The organism is Pseudooceanicola aestuariicola, from assembly GCF_045763785.1.
Lineage (GTDB): Bacteria > Pseudomonadota > Alphaproteobacteria > Rhodobacterales > Rhodobacteraceae > Pseudooceanicola.
This window is the reverse complement of the sequence record NZ_JBJGSF010000001.1, coordinates 1364868-1382236: the sequence shown is the minus strand read 5'-3', so window position 1 is coordinate 1382236 and position 17369 is coordinate 1364868. Positions and strand designations below refer to the sequence as shown.

Annotated in this window: 22 protein-coding genes and 1 tRNA gene; 15 read left to right on the top strand and 8 right to left on the bottom strand. The window is 62.3% G+C overall.

Annotation, left to right across the window (positions count from 1 at the left end; genetic code table 11):
* Window positions 1–11 precede the first annotated feature (11 nt).
* The 3 genes from ACI3GR_RS06335 (at window position 12) to ACI3GR_RS06325 (ending at window position 2264) form a co-directional block, all read left to right on the top strand.
* Window positions 12–440, top strand: coding sequence for an OsmC family protein (locus tag ACI3GR_RS06335; protein ID WP_407493235.1), 429 nt, complete (start codon window positions 12–14; stop codon window positions 438–440).
* Between the two features lie 133 nt (window positions 441–573).
* Window positions 574–1266 (top strand): M48 family metallopeptidase, encoded by a 693-nt coding sequence (locus ACI3GR_RS06330; RefSeq protein WP_407493234.1) that lies wholly within the window; start codon window positions 574–576, stop codon window positions 1264–1266.
* Window positions 1263–2264: an LLM class flavin-dependent oxidoreductase gene (locus tag ACI3GR_RS06325; protein ID WP_407493233.1), complete on the top strand. Its 1002-nt coding sequence runs from the start codon at window positions 1263–1265 to the stop codon at window positions 2262–2264. The genes ACI3GR_RS06330 and ACI3GR_RS06325 overlap by 4 nt, the downstream gene beginning before the upstream one ends.
* A gap of 87 nt (window positions 2265–2351) precedes the next feature.
* Here the strand turns inward: ACI3GR_RS06325 and ACI3GR_RS06320 are convergent, their stop codons facing one another.
* Together ACI3GR_RS06320 and ACI3GR_RS06315 are read right to left on the bottom strand one after the other, a co-directional pair.
* Window positions 2352–2894: an RSP_2648 family PIN domain-containing protein gene (locus ACI3GR_RS06320; RefSeq protein ID WP_407493232.1), complete on the bottom strand. Its 543-nt coding sequence runs from the start codon at window positions 2892–2894 to the stop codon at window positions 2352–2354.
* On the bottom strand, window positions 2891–4093 hold the full coding sequence (locus tag ACI3GR_RS06315; RefSeq protein ID WP_407493231.1) for an RSP_2647 family RNA methyltransferase: 1203 nt from the start codon (window positions 4091–4093) through the stop codon (window positions 2891–2893). The genes ACI3GR_RS06320 and ACI3GR_RS06315 overlap by 4 nt, the downstream gene beginning before the upstream one ends.
* Window positions 4094–4291: 198 nt before the next feature.
* On the opposite strand from ACI3GR_RS06315, the gene edd reads away from it, so the two are divergent.
* The 4 genes from edd (at window position 4292) to hisH (ending at window position 8556) form a co-directional block, all read left to right on the top strand.
* Window positions 4292–6097: a phosphogluconate dehydratase gene (gene edd / locus ACI3GR_RS06310; protein WP_407493230.1), complete on the top strand. Its 1806-nt coding sequence runs from the start codon at window positions 4292–4294 to the stop codon at window positions 6095–6097.
* Between the two features lie 9 nt (window positions 6098–6106).
* The gene (gene eda, locus ACI3GR_RS06305; RefSeq protein ID WP_407493229.1) at window positions 6107–6751 is read left to right on the top strand and encodes a bifunctional 4-hydroxy-2-oxoglutarate aldolase/2-dehydro-3-deoxy-phosphogluconate aldolase; all 645 of its coding nucleotides are present in this window, start codon (window positions 6107–6109) and stop codon (window positions 6749–6751) included.
* A gap of 458 nt (window positions 6752–7209) precedes the next feature.
* The gene (hisB, locus tag ACI3GR_RS06300) at window positions 7210–7797 is read left to right on the top strand and encodes an imidazoleglycerol-phosphate dehydratase HisB (RefSeq protein ID WP_407493228.1); all 588 of its coding nucleotides are present in this window, start codon (window positions 7210–7212) and stop codon (window positions 7795–7797) included.
* Window positions 7798–7923: 126 nt separating this feature from the next.
* Entirely contained in the window at window positions 7924–8556 is a 633-nt protein-coding gene (hisH, locus tag ACI3GR_RS06295; RefSeq protein WP_407493227.1) for an imidazole glycerol phosphate synthase subunit HisH, read from the top strand.
* 74 nt (window positions 8557–8630) lie between these two features.
* On the opposite strand, the gene ACI3GR_RS06290 is transcribed toward hisH, so the two are convergent.
* Window positions 8631–9011, bottom strand: a complete 381-nt coding sequence (locus ACI3GR_RS06290) for a DUF2147 domain-containing protein (RefSeq protein WP_407493226.1) — start codon at window positions 9009–9011, stop codon at window positions 8631–8633.
* A gap of 120 nt (window positions 9012–9131) precedes the next feature.
* On the opposite strand from ACI3GR_RS06290, the gene hisA reads away from it, so the two are divergent.
* Genes hisA through ACI3GR_RS06265 form a run of 5 tightly spaced genes read left to right on the top strand, consistent with a single transcriptional unit; the run spans window position 9132 to window position 11601 of the window.
* Complete coding sequence (gene hisA / locus ACI3GR_RS06285) at window positions 9132–9854, top strand: 1-(5-phosphoribosyl)-5-[(5-phosphoribosylamino)methylideneamino]imidazole-4-carboxamide isomerase (protein WP_407493225.1); 723 nt, start codon at window positions 9132–9134, stop codon at window positions 9852–9854.
* Complete coding sequence (locus tag ACI3GR_RS06280; protein WP_407493224.1) at window positions 9851–10195, top strand: hypothetical protein; 345 nt, start codon at window positions 9851–9853, stop codon at window positions 10193–10195. The genes hisA and ACI3GR_RS06280 overlap by 4 nt, the downstream gene beginning before the upstream one ends.
* A gap of 4 nt (window positions 10196–10199) precedes the next feature.
* Window positions 10200–10496, top strand: a complete 297-nt coding sequence (locus ACI3GR_RS06275) for a hypothetical protein (protein ID WP_407493223.1) — start codon at window positions 10200–10202, stop codon at window positions 10494–10496.
* A 35-nt stretch (window positions 10497–10531) separates the two neighbouring features.
* Window positions 10532–11293 (top strand): imidazole glycerol phosphate synthase subunit HisF, encoded by a 762-nt coding sequence (gene hisF / locus ACI3GR_RS06270; protein WP_407493222.1) that lies wholly within the window; start codon window positions 10532–10534, stop codon window positions 11291–11293.
* Window positions 11290–11601, top strand: a complete 312-nt coding sequence (locus tag ACI3GR_RS06265) for a phosphoribosyl-ATP diphosphatase (RefSeq protein ID WP_407493221.1) — start codon at window positions 11290–11292, stop codon at window positions 11599–11601. Before hisF ends, ACI3GR_RS06265 begins: the two co-directional genes overlap by 4 nt.
* 181 nt (window positions 11602–11782) lie before the next feature.
* On the opposite strand, the gene ACI3GR_RS06260 is transcribed toward ACI3GR_RS06265, so the two are convergent.
* The 3 genes from ACI3GR_RS06260 to rlmB all read right to left on the bottom strand — a co-directional run bounded on the left by ACI3GR_RS06260 (window position 11783) and on the right by rlmB (window position 14022).
* Window positions 11783–12457 (bottom strand): hypothetical protein, encoded by a 675-nt coding sequence (locus tag ACI3GR_RS06260; protein WP_407493220.1) that lies wholly within the window; start codon window positions 12455–12457, stop codon window positions 11783–11785.
* Window positions 12458–12481: 24 nt separating this feature from the next.
* A complete protein-coding gene (locus tag ACI3GR_RS06255) occupies window positions 12482–12955 on the bottom strand; it encodes a CoA-binding protein (RefSeq protein ID WP_407493219.1) in 474 nt (157 codons plus the stop codon).
* Window positions 12956–13242: 287 nt separating this feature from the next.
* Complete coding sequence (gene rlmB, locus ACI3GR_RS06250; protein ID WP_407493218.1) at window positions 13243–14022, bottom strand: 23S rRNA (guanosine(2251)-2'-O)-methyltransferase RlmB; 780 nt, start codon at window positions 14020–14022, stop codon at window positions 13243–13245.
* Between the two features lie 148 nt (window positions 14023–14170).
* Here rlmB and ACI3GR_RS06245 point away from each other — a divergent pair.
* A tRNA-Tyr gene (locus tag ACI3GR_RS06245) sits at window positions 14171–14254 on the top strand.
* A 26-nt stretch (window positions 14255–14280) separates the two neighbouring features.
* Here the strand turns inward: ACI3GR_RS06245 and ACI3GR_RS06240 are convergent.
* Complete coding sequence (locus ACI3GR_RS06240; RefSeq protein ID WP_407493217.1) at window positions 14281–14829, bottom strand: hypothetical protein; 549 nt, start codon at window positions 14827–14829, stop codon at window positions 14281–14283.
* Between the two features lie 219 nt (window positions 14830–15048).
* On the opposite strand from ACI3GR_RS06240, the gene ACI3GR_RS06235 reads away from it, so the two are divergent.
* Window positions 15049–15276, top strand: a complete 228-nt coding sequence (locus ACI3GR_RS06235) for a hypothetical protein (RefSeq protein WP_407493216.1) — start codon at window positions 15049–15051, stop codon at window positions 15274–15276.
* Window positions 15277–15340: 64 nt separating this feature from the next.
* On the opposite strand, the gene ACI3GR_RS06230 is transcribed toward ACI3GR_RS06235, so the two are convergent.
* Window positions 15341–15892, bottom strand: a complete 552-nt coding sequence (locus ACI3GR_RS06230; RefSeq protein WP_407493215.1) for a hypothetical protein — start codon at window positions 15890–15892, stop codon at window positions 15341–15343.
* 117 nt (window positions 15893–16009) lie between these two features.
* On the opposite strand from ACI3GR_RS06230, the gene ACI3GR_RS06225 reads away from it, so the two are divergent.
* Complete coding sequence (locus ACI3GR_RS06225) at window positions 16010–17032, top strand: GT-B fold glycosyltransferase domain-containing protein (RefSeq protein WP_407493214.1); 1023 nt, start codon at window positions 16010–16012, stop codon at window positions 17030–17032.
* Window positions 17033–17369 lie beyond the last annotated feature (337 nt).

Genomic DNA, 17369 nt, shown 5'->3' with positions numbered 1-17369 from the left:
GGAGATCTCTGATGATCAAGAAGTATGGCACCGCCCAGTGGAGCGGCACGATTAAAGAAGGTGGCGGCAAGGTCAGCACCGAATCCGGTGTGATGAACGACGTCCGCTATGGGTTCAACAAGCGCTTTGGCGACGAACCCGGCACCAACCCCGAGGAACTGATCGGTGCGGCCCATGCGTCCTGCTTTGCCATGGCGCTGTCGCTGCAGCTGGAAGAACACGGCATGGTCGCGGACGAGCTGGATGCCAAATCCACCGTCTACCTCGACAAAGAAGCTGACGGGTTCGCCGTGAAAAAGGTCCATCTGGACCTGACTGCGACGATCCCCGACGCAGACGCGGACAAGTTCCAAGAGGCCGCCAAAGCCGCGAAAGAGGGCTGCCCGATCTCGAAACTCCTTGCCGGGGCCGAGATCACGCTGGATGCCAAGCTGGCTTAATCCATCCTCTTGCTAAAATCATCCTGGGGGTATTGGCGGATGCCAATGGGGGCAAAGCCCCCCGCGCCCCCAGGGTCTCACGCGGCGGTGACACCACCTTGCCCCCGCCCGCGCCCTGCCCCATATCTGGGGCATGCTAAAGCTGACCCCGATCCTTCTGGCTATCCTCTACGGCTTTGTCGCCTGGCATTTCTCGTCCTGGCGGCTGAAGAAGGAGATGGACCAGAAATCCACAGAACTGGCCGATCCCCGGCTTGAAGCGCTGACCCGCAAGATGGCGCAGGCGCTGGACCTGCCGCGGATCCGGGTGAATGTCTACGAAGTCGCCCCCGTCAACGGGATGGCCGTGCCTGATGGCCGCATCTTCATCACCCGCGGATTTCTGAACAAATACAACGCCGGAGAGGTGTCCGCCGATGAGCTGGCCAGCGTCATCGCGCATGAATTGGGCCATGTCGCCCTGAACCACACCCGCCGCCGTCTGATCGATTTTTCCGGCCAGAACGCGCTGCGCTCGGCCCTTGGGATGGTGTTGTCGCGTCTGCTGCCGGGCATCGGTGGCTGGATCGCGGGGCTGCTGACCTCGCTTCTCGCGGCGCGGCTGTCGCGCTCGGATGAATACGAGGCCGACGCCTATGCTGCGGCCCTTCTGACCAAGGCGGGCATCGGCACCGCGCCGCAGATCCGGCTGTTCGAAAAGCTGGCGGCGCTGACCGAATCCAATCAAGGCGCGGCCCCTGCGTGGCTGCTTAGCCACCCGAAACCAGAAGAACGCATTGCCGCCATCCGCCGCCTTAGCGACGGCTGGGACCAAAGGACCACATGAAATATTCTCTGCTAGACCTCGCCCCAATCCCCGAAGGCTCGGGCGCCCGTCAGGCCATCGCCAATTCCGTCGGCCTGTCGCAATTCGCCGAAGCGCAAGGATACAACCGCCACTGGTTGGCCGAACACCATAATATGCCGGGCATCGCGTCTTCGGCCACATCGGTGATGATCGGCCATATCGCCGGGGCCACATCCCGGATCCGCGTCGGATCCGGTGGGGTGATGCTGCCGAACCATTCGCCCTTGGTGATCGCCGAACAATTCGGCACCTTGGCGGAAATTCACGGCGATCGCATCGATCTGGGGCTGGGTCGTGCGCCCGGTACCGATATGGAAACCGCCCGCGCCCTGCGCCGCAACATGAGCCAGCAGGACACTTTCCCGCAGGACGTGCTGGAGCTGATGGCCTACCTTGGCCCCGTTGAGGACGGTCAGCGTCTGCGTGCGATACCCGGCGCGGATACGAATGTGCCGATCTGGATCCTTGGGTCCTCCCTTTACGGCGCGCAACTGGCCGCGCATCTGGGGCTGCCCTACGCCTTTGCGTCGCACTTCGCGCCCGAGATGCTGGAAGAGGCCGGCGAGGTCTACCGCCGCACCTTCCACCCGTCCGAGCATCTGGACAAGCCGCATTTCATGGTCGCCATGAACGTCTTTGCAGCCGAAACCGAGGACGAGGCCAAATATCTGCAATCCTCGGCCATCCTTGGATTTGCCGCCTTGCGGTCCGGAACGCCCGGCCCCTTGCCCCGCCCGGTCGCGCGGTTGGAGGATCATCTGCAACCCAACTGGATCGCCGCCGCGCAGACGCGGTTCACCGTCAGCGCCATCGGGTCGGAAGAGATGGTGAAACGCCAGACGGCCGATATTCTGGAACGGTATCAGCCCGATGAGGTGATGGTGAACGCGCAGATCTGGGATCACGAGGCGCGGCTGAAAAGCGTCGGGATCGCCGCGAAAGTGTTGCGAGAGCTTGGGGCGGAAGGGTCGTTCTGAGTGGTGGGGGGCTAACACACCCTATAGGCATCGCTGTTTGAGGCTGCGGACGCCTCGGGCGGGAGTATTTCTGGAAAGATGAAGAGACTAACGCTCTAGCGCCTTGCCGAGGCGCGGGAGGCGGGCCTTTTTCATCAACTGGCGCATTGTCCAGTCTTCGCCAGACAGGCGGCGGGCGGTGGCCAGAACGTCGTCGGCGGCGGCGCGCATCGGGTCTGGCTTGGCCTCGAAAAACCCCAGCATCAATGTGTCCGGGTCGGCGCGGGTCAGGCCCTCTTCGGCCAGGATATTGCGGGGGAAATCCTTGGCGTTCATCGTGACGATCCCGTCCGCGTGGCCAGCGATGGCAGCGGCGAGGACGTGGATGTCATTGTCATCCGGCAGCCAGAGCCGCGCGATCTGCGCGTCGGTTGGCGTGATTGCGGCGCGGGGGAATTCGGCGCCTAGGGTGGCAATCTCTCCGCGGGCGATGATCTCTTGCCCCGGCTCGATCCGGGCGGCGGCGCGGGCCCATTCCTCTAGGATACGCGGCGACCAGAGCGGTTGGTAAAACCCTGCGCGGGCGGCGGCGATCAGGACCTCTCGCATCACCGTGGGATAGAGAACGCAGGCGTCCAGAACCAGTTTCATAGCTGGAAAAACAGCGACTTGAGGTATCCGCTTTCGGCCAATTGCGGGTGGATCGGGTGATCGGGTCCGGCAAAGCCCGTATGGATCAGCTTGGCAGAACGGCCCGTCTGATACAGACCCTTACCGATGCCACGAATGCTGGAGGTGCGGAATTTTTCCAGATCAGCCGCGTGGGAACAGGAACACAGGCCCAGATAGCCGCCGGGTTTGACCAGCGGCGTCGCCAGCCGCGCGATGCGTTCATAGGCGCGCAGCCCCTTGTCCAACGCGGGTTTCGACGGGGCAAAGGCAGGCGGATCGCAGATGACCACGTCGAATTGCGCGCCTTCTTCTGCCAATGCGGTCAGCGTATCAAAGGCATCGCCCTTTCGCGTCTGGAACCGGTCAGTCACGCCCGTGCGCGCCGCGCCTTCGGTCGCCAGATCAAGCGCGGGTTGCGATCCGTCGACCGACAGGGCGCTGTCGGCCCCCGCCGCCAGCGCGGCCAAGGCAAAGCCCCCGACATGAGAGAAGACGTCCAGCACGCTACCGCCACGCGACAAGCCCGCCGCAAAGGCGTGGTTCGGGCGCTGGTCGTAGAAGAGGCCGGTTTTCTGCCCGCCCGTCAGGTCCGCCATATAGGTCGCACCGTTCATTGGCACCGGAACCGGCGCATCGGGCGCCTGCCCGGCCAGCACCGCGTCGGCATCGTCCAGCCCTTCCAGACCGCGTGCACGGCCCCCGGCGCTTTTCAACACGTTGGTCACGCCGGTGACGCGGATCAGCGCGGCGGTGAGCGTGTCCAGATGTGTTTCCGCCCATGCCGCGTTGGGTTGCAGAACGGCCGTGTCGCCAAAACGGTCGATGATGACACCGGGCAGACCGTCGGCCTCGGCATGGATCAGGCGATAGAACGGCTGATCGTAAAGCGTTTCCCGCAGGGACAGTGCACGGGTCAGGCGGGCGGCGAACCAATCCTCATTCAGCGCGGTGACATCGGCGCTGTCCAACACGCGGCCCACGATGCGGCTGTTTGGGTTCACGGCGACCAGCGCCATCTGCTCTCGGCCTGCGTCTTCCAGCACCGCCAGCGATCCGGGTGCCAAGGCTTTGGACCGGCGGTCCATCACCAATTCGTTGTCGTAAACCCAAGGATAGCCGAAGCGGATGCGGCGGGGGTCCATTTTGGGCTTGAGGCGGAGTACGGGCAAATCTGTCATGCGCCCGCTTTACCCCCTTATTCGCGGGCCGGAAAGGGGCACACTTGCCTGCATGAGGGTGCGGGGCTAGCTTTATCTTGTGCCGGGTGGATCGCCACCGCACGATCAGGGAGGACGCGGTTTTCGCCATTTCGTGCAGGACTGCATTGTTATCGCTAACACCATTTGCTAGGACGTGCTTAGCAACAGGAGGTTCCAATGGCCCTGAACCACACTATCGCCAAAGTCACCGATCGCATCATCGAACGATCCGCGCAAAGCCGCGGCACCTATTTGGACCGCATCGACCGCGCGATCGAGGCCGGACCCGTCCGCGCCCATCTGACCTGCGGGAACCAGGCACATGCCTATGCGGGCGTGCCGGACGATCAGGACGCGCTGGCGCAGGGAAACGCGGCCAACCTTGGTATCGTCACCGCCTATAACGACATGCTGTCGGCGCATCAGCCGTTTGAACGATTTCCCCAGATGATCCGCGACGCGGCCCGCGCCAAGGGATCGACCGCGCAGGTGGCGGGTGGCGTGCCCGCGATGTGCGACGGGGTCACGCAGGGCCAACCGGGGATGGAGCTGTCGTTATTTTCCCGCGATGTCATTGCGTTAAGCGCCGGAGTTGCCTTGTCGCATAACTGTTTTGACGCGGCACTTTATCTCGGCGTCTGTGACAAGATCGTGCCGGGGCTGGTGATTGCGGCGGCGACCTTTGGCCATATCCCGGCGGTGTTCCTGCCTGCGGGGCCGATGCCCTCGGGTCTGCCGAACGACGAGAAGGCTAAGGTCCGCCAACAATTTGCGGCCGGAGAAGTGGGCCGGGACAAGCTGATGGAGGCCGAGATGGCCTCGTACCATTCGCCCGGGACCTGCACCTTTTACGGCACGGCCAATTCCAACCAGATGTTGATGGAATTCATGGGGTTGCACCTGCCCGGCGCGTCTTTTGTGAACCCCAATACACCCCTGCGTGATGCGCTGACCGTGGCGGGGGTCGAACGTGCCTTGGAAATCACTGCGCTTGGCAATGATTTCCGGCCTGCGGGGCGTATTCTGGATGAAAAGGCCTTTGTTAACGGGATTGTCGGGCTGATGGCGACCGGCGGGTCCACGAACCTTGTGCTGCACATGCCCGCCATGGCGCGGGCGGCGGGCGTCATGCTGGAGCTTGAGGATTTCGACGAGATTTCCAGCGCCGTGCCGTTGATGGCCAAGGTTTATCCCAACGGTCTGGCCGACGTGAACCATTTCCATGCGGCAGGTGGCCTGGGCTACATGATCGGTGAACTGCTCAATGCGGGCCTTCTGCATGACGACACGCTGACCATCGCGGATGGTGGACTTACGGCGTATGCTAAGGAGCCTAAGCTCGTCGATGGACGCGTTGAATATTCCGAAGGCGCGCGGCAATCCGAGAACGACAAAATCCTGCGCCCGCCGCATGATCCGTTCCAGAAAACTGGCGGTCTGAAAAGACTTAGCGGCAATCTGGGCACCGGAATGATGAAGGTTTCCGCCGTCGCGGCAGAGCGTCATGTGATCGAAGCCCCTGCCCGCATATTTGAGGATCAGGAATCGGTCAAAGCCGCCTTCAAGGCAGGCGAATTCACCGGCGACACCATCGTCGTGGTCCGGTTCCAAGGCCCCAAGGCCAACGGAATGCCGGAACTGCATTCGCTGACCCCGACCCTGTCGGTGCTGCAGGATCGTGGCCTGAAGGTCGCGCTATTGACCGATGGGCGGATGTCCGGTGCGTCGGGCAAGGTGCCCTCGGCCATTCACGTGTCGCCCGAGGCGGTGGATGGTGGCCCGCTGGCCAAGTTGCGCGATGGCGACGTGATCCGCGTGGATGCGGTGGCGGGCATCATCGAAGTGCTGACCGAAGGCGCGCTGGACCGTGCCCCTGTGACCCCGGACCTGACGGCCAACAGCCATGGGATCGGGCGCGAAATGTTCGAATTGTTCCGCCAGAACGCCGGGCCGGCGACCTCTGGTGCGGCGAATATTGTGTAAGGAAATCAAATGGCTCTCACCCCGGAAGAGGCCAGCGCCTCAAGCGAAAAAATTTGCCGTACCGCGCCTGTGATCCCGGTGCTGGTGGTGGATGATCTGGCCCATGCGGCGCCTTTGGCCGCTGCCTTGGTGGCGGGCGGCTTGCCGGTGCTGGAGGTGACGTTGCGCACCCCCGTGGCCTTGGACGTGATCCGAGAGATGGCGAAGGTTCCGGGCGGCATCGTTGGTGCGGGCACGATCCTGACGCCCTCGGATGTCGAGGCCGCGCTGGAAGCCGGGGCGACCTTTGGCGTGTCACCGGGGGCCACCGACAAGCTGCTGGCCGCGGCCGAGGATATGGGCCTGCCCATGCTGCCCGGTGCCGCCACCGCGACCGAGGCGATGGCCCTGTTGGAACGGGGTTACCGGGTGCAGAAGTTCTTTCCGGCAGAGGCATCAGGTGGGGCCAAGGCGTTGAAATCGCTGGCCTCCCCTTTGCCGCAGATCCTGTTCTGCCCGACGGGGGGTGTCACGCCCGAAAACGCGCGGGATTACCTTGGTTTGCCGAACACCGCCTGCGTCGGCGGGTCTTGGGTGGCACCTAAAGGTAAGGTCGAGAATGGCGATTGGGCCGGGATCGAAGCGCTGGCGAAAGAGGCGGCACTGTTGGGGTGATGGTGGTGTCGGCGGGCTGAAGCCCGCCCTACTACTTCGGCCAGATCAATTATAAGGACAGCGCCCGGCCCGAGTGTGGGCGCAAAAGCGCCCGCCCATGGGGGCGGGTCGGGCGCTGCCCGGCGTTACTGCCGGGCGGTGCTCAGGACATTGGCGGGCTGCAAGATCGGTTACGCGGAAGCCCGCACTGGCACCCCAGATCCACAGCATGAATTTTCTATCGCATGGTCCAAGCACCCGTACGGCAGCAATACCAAGCAGCAGCCCATTGCCCGAAAGGAGATTGCACAGCAATTGCCCGAGAGGGTCCGTCCAGCGGGCGACCGCAACCCTATGCTCATTAGACATCCGTGACCCGGAAGTCGCGCCGGTCACACGATTTTCCCAGCCCTGCCCGCTTTCCCTTGGCCCCCGCGCCCCACGGCCCTATACGAGCCGCAAACACCACCGGAGGCCCCATGCGCAGCGCCAAGATCAGCCGCAAGACCGCAGAGACGGATATCGACGTGTCCCTGACCCTCGACGGGACAGGCACTTATGACATGCAGACCGGCATCGGGTTCTTTGACCATATGCTGGATCAGCTGGCGCGGCATTCGCTGATCGACATGAACGTACAGTGTAAGGGCGATCTGCATATCGACGACCACCACTCGGTCGAGGATGTTGGGATTGCCATCGGTCAGGCCTTGACCCAAGCGCTTGGCGACAAACGCGGAATCCGGCGCTATGGCTCTTGTCTGCTGCCCATGGATGACGCTCTGGTGCGCTGTGCGCTGGACCTCTCGGGCCGGCCTTTCCTTGTGTGGAACGTGGACCTGCCCACTGCCAAGATCGGGACGTTTGATACCGAATTGGTGCGCGAGTTCTTTCAGGCGCTGGCGACGCATGGCGGCATCACCCTGCACGTCGACATGCTGCACGGCATCAACAGCCACCACATCGCCGAGGCCGCGTTCAAAGCCGTGGCCCGTGCCCTGCGGGAAGCGGTCGAGACCGATCCGCGCAAGGCGGATGCCATCCCATCGACCAAGGGAATGCTGTGACCTGACGGGCCGCTGTGGCGGCCCATGCCTCCGGCGGAGGTATTTTACACCAGAAGAAGCAGGGGCGCGGGCCCTTGACCCCGGTCGGGTTCCTTGGCACCTGAGCGGAGAGTTTGGGAGTTTTAGATGCTGACCGTTCTGATCGATTACGAAAGCGGCAACCTGCATTCGGCAGAAAAAGCGTTTCAGCGCATGGCGTTGGAACATGATGCGGGTCAGGTCATCGTCAGCGACAAGGCTGAGGATGTGCTGCGCGCCGATCGCGTCGTGCTGCCCGGTGACGGGGCTTTCCCTGCCTGTGCAAAAGCGTTGAAAGGTCGTGAGAACCTGTTTGATGCACTGCGTGAAGTGGTCGAGGAAAAAGCGCGCCCTTTCATGGGGATATGTGTCGGTATGCAGCTGATGGCCCGCAAGGGGCATGAATATGAAACCGTGGACGGACTTGGCTGGATTGACGGCGAAGTCGCGCGGATCGACGCCCCCGGTCTGAAGGTGCCCCATATGGGGTGGAACGATCTGGTCGTGGATCGGCCCCACCCGGTACTGGACGGGATCGAGACCCGGCAGCATGCGTATTTCGTTCACAGCTATCACATGGCGGTCGCAGACCCGGATCAGCTGATCGCGCATGTGGAGTATGGTCATTCTGTCACCGCCATCGTGGGCCGGGACAATATGATCGGCACGCAATTCCACCCGGAAAAAAGCCAGGCGACCGGGCTGCGGATGATTGCGAATTTCCTGAACTGGCGCCCCTGATCCCTGCCTTCAGACAAGGGCCGACGAAAAAGGGCGCCACGCGGCGCCCTTCTGTCTGTCTGCGGGTCGTCGGCTTACTTGACCCGCGACCAGGTCTGTTTTTTGCAGATCGGACCGACGCAGCCCGAAACTTGCAGCGTGTTGCCAGACAGAGCCATCTTGGATTTGTAGACCTTGTCGGTCGACGGCTGCCAGATCTTGCCGCTGGCGTAATTGCCGCCGCCTGCGGGCTTCATGTCCCAGACGAGGTTCTTGCCGAGATTGGCGGATTTGTATTCGCCGGTACTGTTGAAGGTGCGGGAAATGGTGCCGCAGATGGCGCCGCCGCAGGGCTTCATGGTGACATGGGCATAGGCGCCATCGTCAACTTGGGTCTTCCAGACGCCTTCCACCGGGTCGGCCATGGCCGTGGTGGCGGCGAAAGTCAGTGCAATCGTCAGAAGTGCTTTGCGCATTTCTCTCTCCTCCGTTGGATGGTGTGGATCTTGCCCTCGCGGCAAGCTCTAGGCAAGCGGGTGTTGCACATCCCGTTGCGTCATGCATAACCGCGGCAACCAAAGACCAAGGGGCTGCCTATGATCCTATATCCCGCGATTGACCTGAAAGACGGCAAGGCTGTGCGCCTCTATAAAGGGGATATGGAACAGGCGACCGTGTTCAACGACGATCCCGCCGCGCAGGCGATGGAGTTCGTGTCGGCCGGATGTGAGTGGTTGCATATCGTCGATCTGAACGGCGCCTTCGCTGGTGAACCGGTCAACGCCGCCCCCGTCGAGGCGATCTTGGAACGCACCAAGGTGCCCGCCCAACTGGGCGGCGGCATCCGCGACATGGCCACGATCGAACTGTGGCTGTCCAAGGGGCTGGCCCGCGTGATCCTTGGCACCGTGGCAGTGGAAAACCCCGATCTGGTGCGTGAAGCAGCGAAGGCCTTCCCCGGCAAGGTCGCCGTGGGGATTGATGCGCGGAATGGCCGTGTGGCGACCAAGGGCTGGGCCACGGAAACCGACGTGCTGGTGACCGATCTGGCGCGGTCGTTTGAGGACGCAGGCGTGGCCGCCATCATCTATACCGACATCAACCGCGACGGCGCGATGCAAGGCCCCAACGTCGAGGCGACCGCGGCGCTGGCCAATGCGGTCAGCATCCCGGTCATCGCCTCTGGTGGTGTGTCGTCTCTGGACGACCTGCGCGCGCTCAAGAATTGCGGCGCGCCGTTAAATGGTGCGATCTCGGGCCGGGCGCTTTACGATGGAGCGATTGATCTGGGTGACGCGTTGAAGGTCTGTGCAGAATGAACGGTTTGATCATCCCTTTCATCGTCTCGCTGGTTGCAGTCATGGCCGGAACCCTGTGCCAGTTCAAAGGGTCCCGCTACCTGCTGATCGGTATGGGCGGGCTGACGGCCGCCGCGATCGCCGTTCTGTGGGCGGTGAATTTCGCCGCCGGAATGATCGGCTGCGAAGGCGGCACCATCCGCACCATGTCCTGCCCCGAAGACCACGCGCTGACGCCGGTTCTGTTCACCCTTGGCAAGGTTGCCGCGAACCTGACCCTGCCCGGTCTGGTCGCTGGCCCCGTTGCCGCCCCCTTTGCCGCGTTGGCCGAATACTGGACGCGCCGCAATCGCAAGGCGTGACGGCATGGCCCGCGGCATCATCATCGCCTGCGGGGTGATCATCTTTGTCTGTCTTCTGCCGGTTTTTGGGGTGGCATGGTCATCTTGGTTTGCCGAGCGCCACGGCTGCACCTTGAATGAGGCCGGTGCGCATCCCTGCGTGGTGAATGGCAAAGACTATGGCGACCTGCTGGCCGGGGCTTTCGTGTCGGGCTGGTTCATGCTGCTGACCCTGCCCGTTGCTGCGCTGACCAGTATCGTTCTGGTCCTCACCCTGATCATCCGCTGGGTCCGCAATCGTCGCACCACGCGTCAGCAGTGATTGCGCCCGCATCCCGCCCGGCTTAAGAGACTGGCATGTTAAAGACCCGCATCATTCCCTGCCTCGACGTGGCCGATGGCCGCGTGGTCAAAGGCGTGAACTTCGTCGATCTGCGTGACGCAGGCGATCCGGTGGATGCCGCCCGCGCCTATGACGCGGCTGGCGCGGACGAGCTATGTTTTCTGGACATCCACGCCACGCATGAAAACCGTGGCACCATGTTCGACGTGGTCACCCGCACGGCGGAACAATGCTATATCCCGCTGACCGTTGGCGGTGGCGTGCGCACCGTGAAGGACGTGCGCGACCTGCTGCTGGCGGGTGCGGACAAGGTGTCGTTCAACTCTGCCGCCGTGGCGAACCCCGATGTGGTGGCCGAGGCCTCGGATCATTTCGGGTCGCAATGCATCGTGGTGGCCATTGACGCCAAGACGGTGTCCCCCGGCAAATGGGAAATCTTCACCCACGGCGGACGTAAGCCCACCGGCATCGACGCGGTCGAGTTTGCGCGCACGGTTGCCGCCAAAGGCGCCGGAGAGATCCTGCTGACCTCCATGGATCGCGACGGCACGCGCGCAGGTTTCAACCTGCCGCTGACCCGCGCGATCTCTGATGCGGTGGATGTGCCTGTGATCGCCTCTGGCGGCGTCGGCAACCTTGACCACCTTGTCGAAGGCGTGACCAAGGGCGGCGCGTCGGCAGTGCTCGCCGCCTCGATCTTCCATTTCGGCGATTACACCATCCGCGAAGCCAAAGAGCATATGGAAGCCGCCGGCATCCCGATGAGGATAGAATGAGCATTCTGGACGACCTCTATACCACGATCCAATCGCGCAAAGGGGCAGACCCCGATAGTTCCTGGACGGCCAAGCTGTTGTCCAAGGGCCCCGAGAAATGCGCCGAGAAGTTCGGCGAAGAAGCGGTTGAGGCGATCATTGAAGCCGTCAAGAACGACCGTGAAAAGCTAACGTCAGAGGCAGCGGACGTCCTCTATCACCTGCTGGTCATGCTGGCCGCACGCGATGTGGCGCTGGATGACGTGCTGAACGAACTCTCCCGCCGTCAGGGAACCTCGGGTATCGCGGAAAAAGCAGCGCGCAAATAACGCGCACCCTGCCCTTCTTCTGGTCAAAAATACCCTCGGGGGAATTGGCCGAAGGCCAAGGGGGCAGCGCCCCCTTCTACCTCTGTTACTTGCACTTCCCTCGGATAAGGTAGCGATCTCGCGCCTGGCCGCCGCGTCTTGCGACAGGGGCACTGCAAACAACGGTTAGACTGGGCCCCAACTACCCCTGCCTTTCTACAGCTTCCCATTCAGCCAGATTCGACGGCCCCCAGTCCACGTCCCCAGCTGCGAGGTGATCCCAATACTCACGCGCTGCATTGTGGCGCGCAGCGATTGCCGCGATCTGCGCGGGATCATAGGTCAATCGACCCTTGTCTCCGATGGTCATCGCGCCTTCTTCCCAGGCATCCAGACTGGTTCGCAGCCAGCCCTCGACCGTGTCGAAGGCCAGATAATCACGTTCATGCATTGGGTATCGGCTGGCATAGACGCCGGATGGCGCATCGGGGTGTTCCGAACCGACTGCAAGGTTCAGTCCCAACTGCATGATTGAGCTTGAGACGACAACCGACTGTCGTCGCGGCTTGTAGTCACGCCTGCGCGACCCGCGATTGGCAAAAAACAACTCTCCGGACGTCCAGAAGTCGAAGTCCAGAAAGAGGTTCGATTGCCATTGGTTTAGCTTGGCCTTTTCCGCCTGCACACCATCGAAATTGCGATACAGCTGGTCGATTTCGTCGGGCAGCGGGCAAATCTCGGATAGTTGGACTGCGCGGGCGGGCATTTTGCGCACGCGCTTCAGGGCTTTTCCTGCGGGGCTGCCAGCCCGTGTGGCCGCCTTGGCGATCTGGGCCAAAAGCGTAACGAGGTCGCTTGAGCCGTCAGTGTGCGCCATAGGGGCCTTTCCGGGCCGCGCCCGTCACAGCTTGGAGGAGATTACGCCGGTATTGAACCCGCCCATGCGCAGTTCCCCGAATAGGCGCTGGTATTCGATCTTGGGACAGCGGTTCATCACCACGTCCACGCCGCGCGCCTGTGCGGTCGCCGCCGCCTCTTCGTTCACGACACCGATCTGCATCCAGACCGTTTTCAGGTCCGGAAACGCCTCTAACGCCTCATCCACGATGGGTGGCACATGTTCCGAACGGCGGAAGATATCGACCATGTCGACCGGTTCCTTAATCTCGGACAGGGAGGCGCGGACCGTCTGTCCGAACAGGCGTTCGCCCGCGTGGCCGGGGTTGACGGGAATCACCGTAAAGCCCTTGAGGCCAAGGTAACGGGCCACGTAATAGCTGGGCCGTACGGGGTTCATCGACACGCCCACCACCGCGATGACGCGGGTGCGTTTCAGAATGTCGCGCAGGAAGGGATCGGAATAGGTCTCGCTCATCCCGATACCCTAGCGGCGGGCCTTTGCGGCGCAAGAGGATTCGCGCGGGCTGCCCGTCTGCCCCCGTCGGTCATTACGGTCGATCATCGCCATAAAAAACGCCCGGGCAAAGAACCCGGGCGCAGTACGGAACGAGGGACAGTGAAGAGATCGCCAGTGTTCCAAACCAACGTCTCGTGACTCCATGTAGGGGTCGCCTTTCAGCGTAGGGAGAGGCTGTAATGAAAATGTGAACAAAGCGTTAAATCGCGAGGGTAAATCGCTTTGGTCCACAGAATTCCGCGGCTCTAGCGTGGGCGCACCGCATATAGCGACACCGCCGCCGCATTCGACACGTTGAGCGATCCGAAATCCCCAGCAAAATCAATGCGTACTAGCTTATCGCAGGTGTCCTTGGTCTTGGGGCGCAGGCCCGGCCCCTCGGCCCCCAGAACCAGCGCGATGGGGCGGTCCAGAAGGCCGTCGACGGCGTCTTCCAACGTTCCGTCTGCTTCGCCATCCAGCCCAAGGACGAGGTAGCCCATGTTCCGCAGCTCCTCCATCGTGTCGGCAAGGTTGCGGACCCGCAGGTAAGGTTGCCGTTCCAGCGCCCCGCTGGCGGTCTTGGCCAGTGCGCCCGTTTCCGGGGCCGCATGGTGGCGCATACCGATGACGGCGACCGCGCCGAATACCTCGGCTGACCGCAGGATGGCACCCACGTTGTGCGGATCGGTTACGCGGTCCAGCAAAACAACGCGCGGCGGGCGTTCGCCATCGCCCAGACACCGATCGGCCACCTGCCCCCAATCCAGCGGCTTGACCTCTAGCGCGGCGCCTTGGTGCACCGATTGCGGATCGATCGGGGCCGAAAATTTGCGCGCGTCGACCTGCTCCGGCTCGATCCCGGCAAAGCCGATGGCGTCTGCCAGTTTGTCCTGCGCGTTCTTGGTGACGATCAGGCGCAGCTTTTCGCGCGCGGGGTTCATCAGCGCGTCGCGCACCGCATGAAGGCCGAAAAGCCAGACGGTTTCCGCCTCGGCGGCCTTTTTGCCGCGTTCCTTTTCAACCACCCACTTTGGCTTTTTCATACCGGCCCTCGCTTGGCATTTGCCATGTTGCCCTAGCACCCCTTTGGCCCTGATGCGAGAGGTGGCGCAGATTTCCTGTTGACGGCCCTAGGGGGTCTTAGTAATCACCCCCTCACGATCCGCGCCGGGCCACACGCCCCGCACGATCGGGCGACGTGCTGCAAGGTGCGGCAGCGGACTGTAACTCCGCCGGGGAGACCCATGCCTGGTTCGATTCCAGGGTCGCCCACCATTCCCTTACATGGTGGTTTTTAGGGTTCAGACCTCACACGGGGCTGGCCAGCCTTCGTCCGTGAAAACATAGTCTGTCGGGGACATCGTGTTGAACCCGACCACGCCTTCGCGCACCAGTATCCGCCATTCATACAGGTATTTCTCTGCACGGGACGAATAGCCCCCGACGCAGATGGACATGCCTTCGTCAAAGGATCCGGTTGGGCCGCTCATATAGGCCGTGTAGCCCCCGAAGGGCGTCAGAAAAATGTTCTTGCGTGTATCCACGCGCTTGCCGTTCTGATCGAACAGCCGCACCTCGATATCGCGCAGTACGAAGTTCCCGCGATTTTCCAGCGCGATGGCCGTTGCTGCCCCGCCAGTTTCGGTGCTGTAGGCGTTCAGCACCTCACGCTCATAAGACTCGCTAAAGCTGATCCAGTAAGGCAATTCATCCGCCAGCCGTTTGTTGCTTTCGCTGATCTCGTCCAGAAAATCCGACACGGTGGCGGGAAAGATGATCGCATAGGCCGCGACAACGAAGGCCGCGATGGCGGCAAGGTTGGCGGCGCGATCGACGATGGTCCAATTCACTTTGGGCTCCTGCTTCTGCTCGGCGTCAGTTTTGCCCCAATCATCTGATTTGCAAAGGATTTTGACGCTTCAAAATTGGGCGCCCTGTCCTATCAACGGGCTGTGTCACGGAAGTATCACAGGCGTCCTGCGCCCCCACTCTTTCGTCATGCCCCTGAGAATGCAAAGCTGACCCCAGCGGGGGCTGAGACCTGCAGGTGACGTAAAAGGAGTTTGGTCATGGGACTGGGAGATATGCTGGGCAAAGCGGTTGGCGCGCTTGGTGGGATGGACGATATCGTCGCAAAGATTGGCGACAGCGGGATCGATCTTAGCGCCTTGGCGGATATCGACGCGGATGGTCTGACCGCGATGCTAGAGGAAAAGGGAATCGATCTGTCGATGCTTGAAGGCCTTGGGCTGTCGCTGGACGACGTGGTGGCGGCGGTTAAGGAAAAGCTCGCCTAAGATCCAATGATGCCAGCTTTGGGGGCGTCCGCTTGGGCGCCCTTTTTCGTTGTGTGCCGCAAGGTTACGGGATCAGCACGTTTTGACGCAGGAATACGCCCGCGTCGGTGGTCAGATCGTCATAGATCACTTCGACCGTCACGGTATCGACGGAGCCAAGGGGAAATGCACGGTAGGGCAAGCCATCTTCGGGCAACAGCGCATTGGGCGCGGGGCTGTCCGCGTGGCACGGGGGCAGCGGCCAATCCGCAAGATCAGCGTCGTTGACGGCCAGCCGCAGTCCCGCCAGCCCGCAGCGCCACGCCATGATCTGCGTAACATAGACCAGATCCTGCCCATCGTATTCGCGCACCCCGATCCACTGGGGTTTCGTCATCGACAGGATCGGCTTCACCTCGGTCGCGGTGGTGAACTTGCCGGTCGGCGTCTGGGGGTCTGCGGTATAGGCGGGGGTCGCCGGGTCTGCCGGGGTGTCGGGGCTATCTGGCTGTGCGGGCGTATCGGGGCTGCTCGGGGCGCTTGGGCTGGCGGGCGTGGCGGGGGCCGAGGCTTCGATCGTGTCGTCGGTCACGCCAGAGGCGCTGAGGATCAGAAGGGTCCAGAACCAAAGAAACATATGCTATCTCCGTCTTGACGCGGCCTTTTATCGTCCGGCCTTTATTTCGATCAGGGAACTGATAAGTTTGCTAAAAAACACAGTCTAGCACCACGCGCTGATGAGGGTAGCAAATTTATGGTCACAGGCGAAGACCCGGGGCTTGCAGATCTGTCGACTGACGGTCCAACCCCGAACATCCTGATCATAGGGCAATCCGGGCGGTTGCAGTACGAGGCGCTGATTTTCGCGGCCTCGCTATTCGGCAACAGCCCGTCGACACCCAACCTGTACGTAGCCGAACCGCAGCCCGGCCCGCTGTGGGATCGTGACCCTAGTATGGCCGGCACGCTGCGCGGCGCGCTCAGCGATCTGGGTGCGACGCTGCTGCCGTTCCAGAACGAGCATTTCGGAGAGAGTTATCCGCAGGGCAACAAGGTTGAGGCGCTGCTGTCCCTGCCCAAGGGAGAGCCGTTCATTTTTTTCGACACCGACACGCTGATCCTCGACGATCTGGCGCGGGTGCCTTTTGATTTCGATGTGCCCTCGGCCTCGTTGCGGGTGGAAGGCACGTGGCCGCAGCCCGAGTTGTACGGGCCCGGTTACACGGGTATCTGGAAATCGCTGTACGACCGGTTCGGGCTGGATTTCGAAAGCTCTTTGGACCTGAGCCAACCGGACGAATACTGGCGGCGGTACCTCTATTTCAACGCGGGGTTCTTTTATTATCGCTGTCCGCATCAGTTCGGGCGGCGGATGCTGGATTACATGATCGCCATCCGCGACGACCCGCCGGAAGAACTGGTCTGTCAGACGATGGACCCGTGGCTGGATCAGATCGCCTTGCCCCTTGTCATCCATTCCTTCGGCGGGCGACGCGACGCGCTGCCCCCCGGTCTGCTGGACGGAGAAGTCACCTGCCATTACCGCGTGCTGCCGCTGCTTTATGCGCGGGAAAGCGATCTGGCGGTCGAAGTGCTGGAGGCGGTGACCTCACCGCAGTATTTCAAGAAGGTGCTGAAGAACTACGACCCGATCAAGCGGATCGTGTATCAGGGCCGCGGTCAGAAGGTCCGAGAGATGTTTGACCGCGACAACCTGCCCCGCAAGGAACAGGCGATCCGTAACCGGATCAAGCGCGAAGGGTTCTGGATGCGGTGATTGGTGAGGGGTTGGGTCAAGGCGGGGTGAACCCCGCCCTACGCGGCCTTATCTGTAGGGCGGGGTTCACCCCGCATTTATGACCTCAGCCGATACCGCACTGAGTTAATCAAACAACCGCCCGGCGGCACGCCGGGCAGCGCCGACCCGCCCCCATGGGCGGCGCTACTGCGCCACCCCGGGTCGGCGCGGCCCTCCTTTCAGGGTTCAAACCGATTTGAAAGGTGGGTTGAAAACCCACCCTACGGCGGATCAAGCCGTTCGGGGCTCACCATGCCTAGCCTGCAAAGGCATAGGCGCAAGGGAATGTGCGCCCGACGGGGCGGCACGTTTGTCG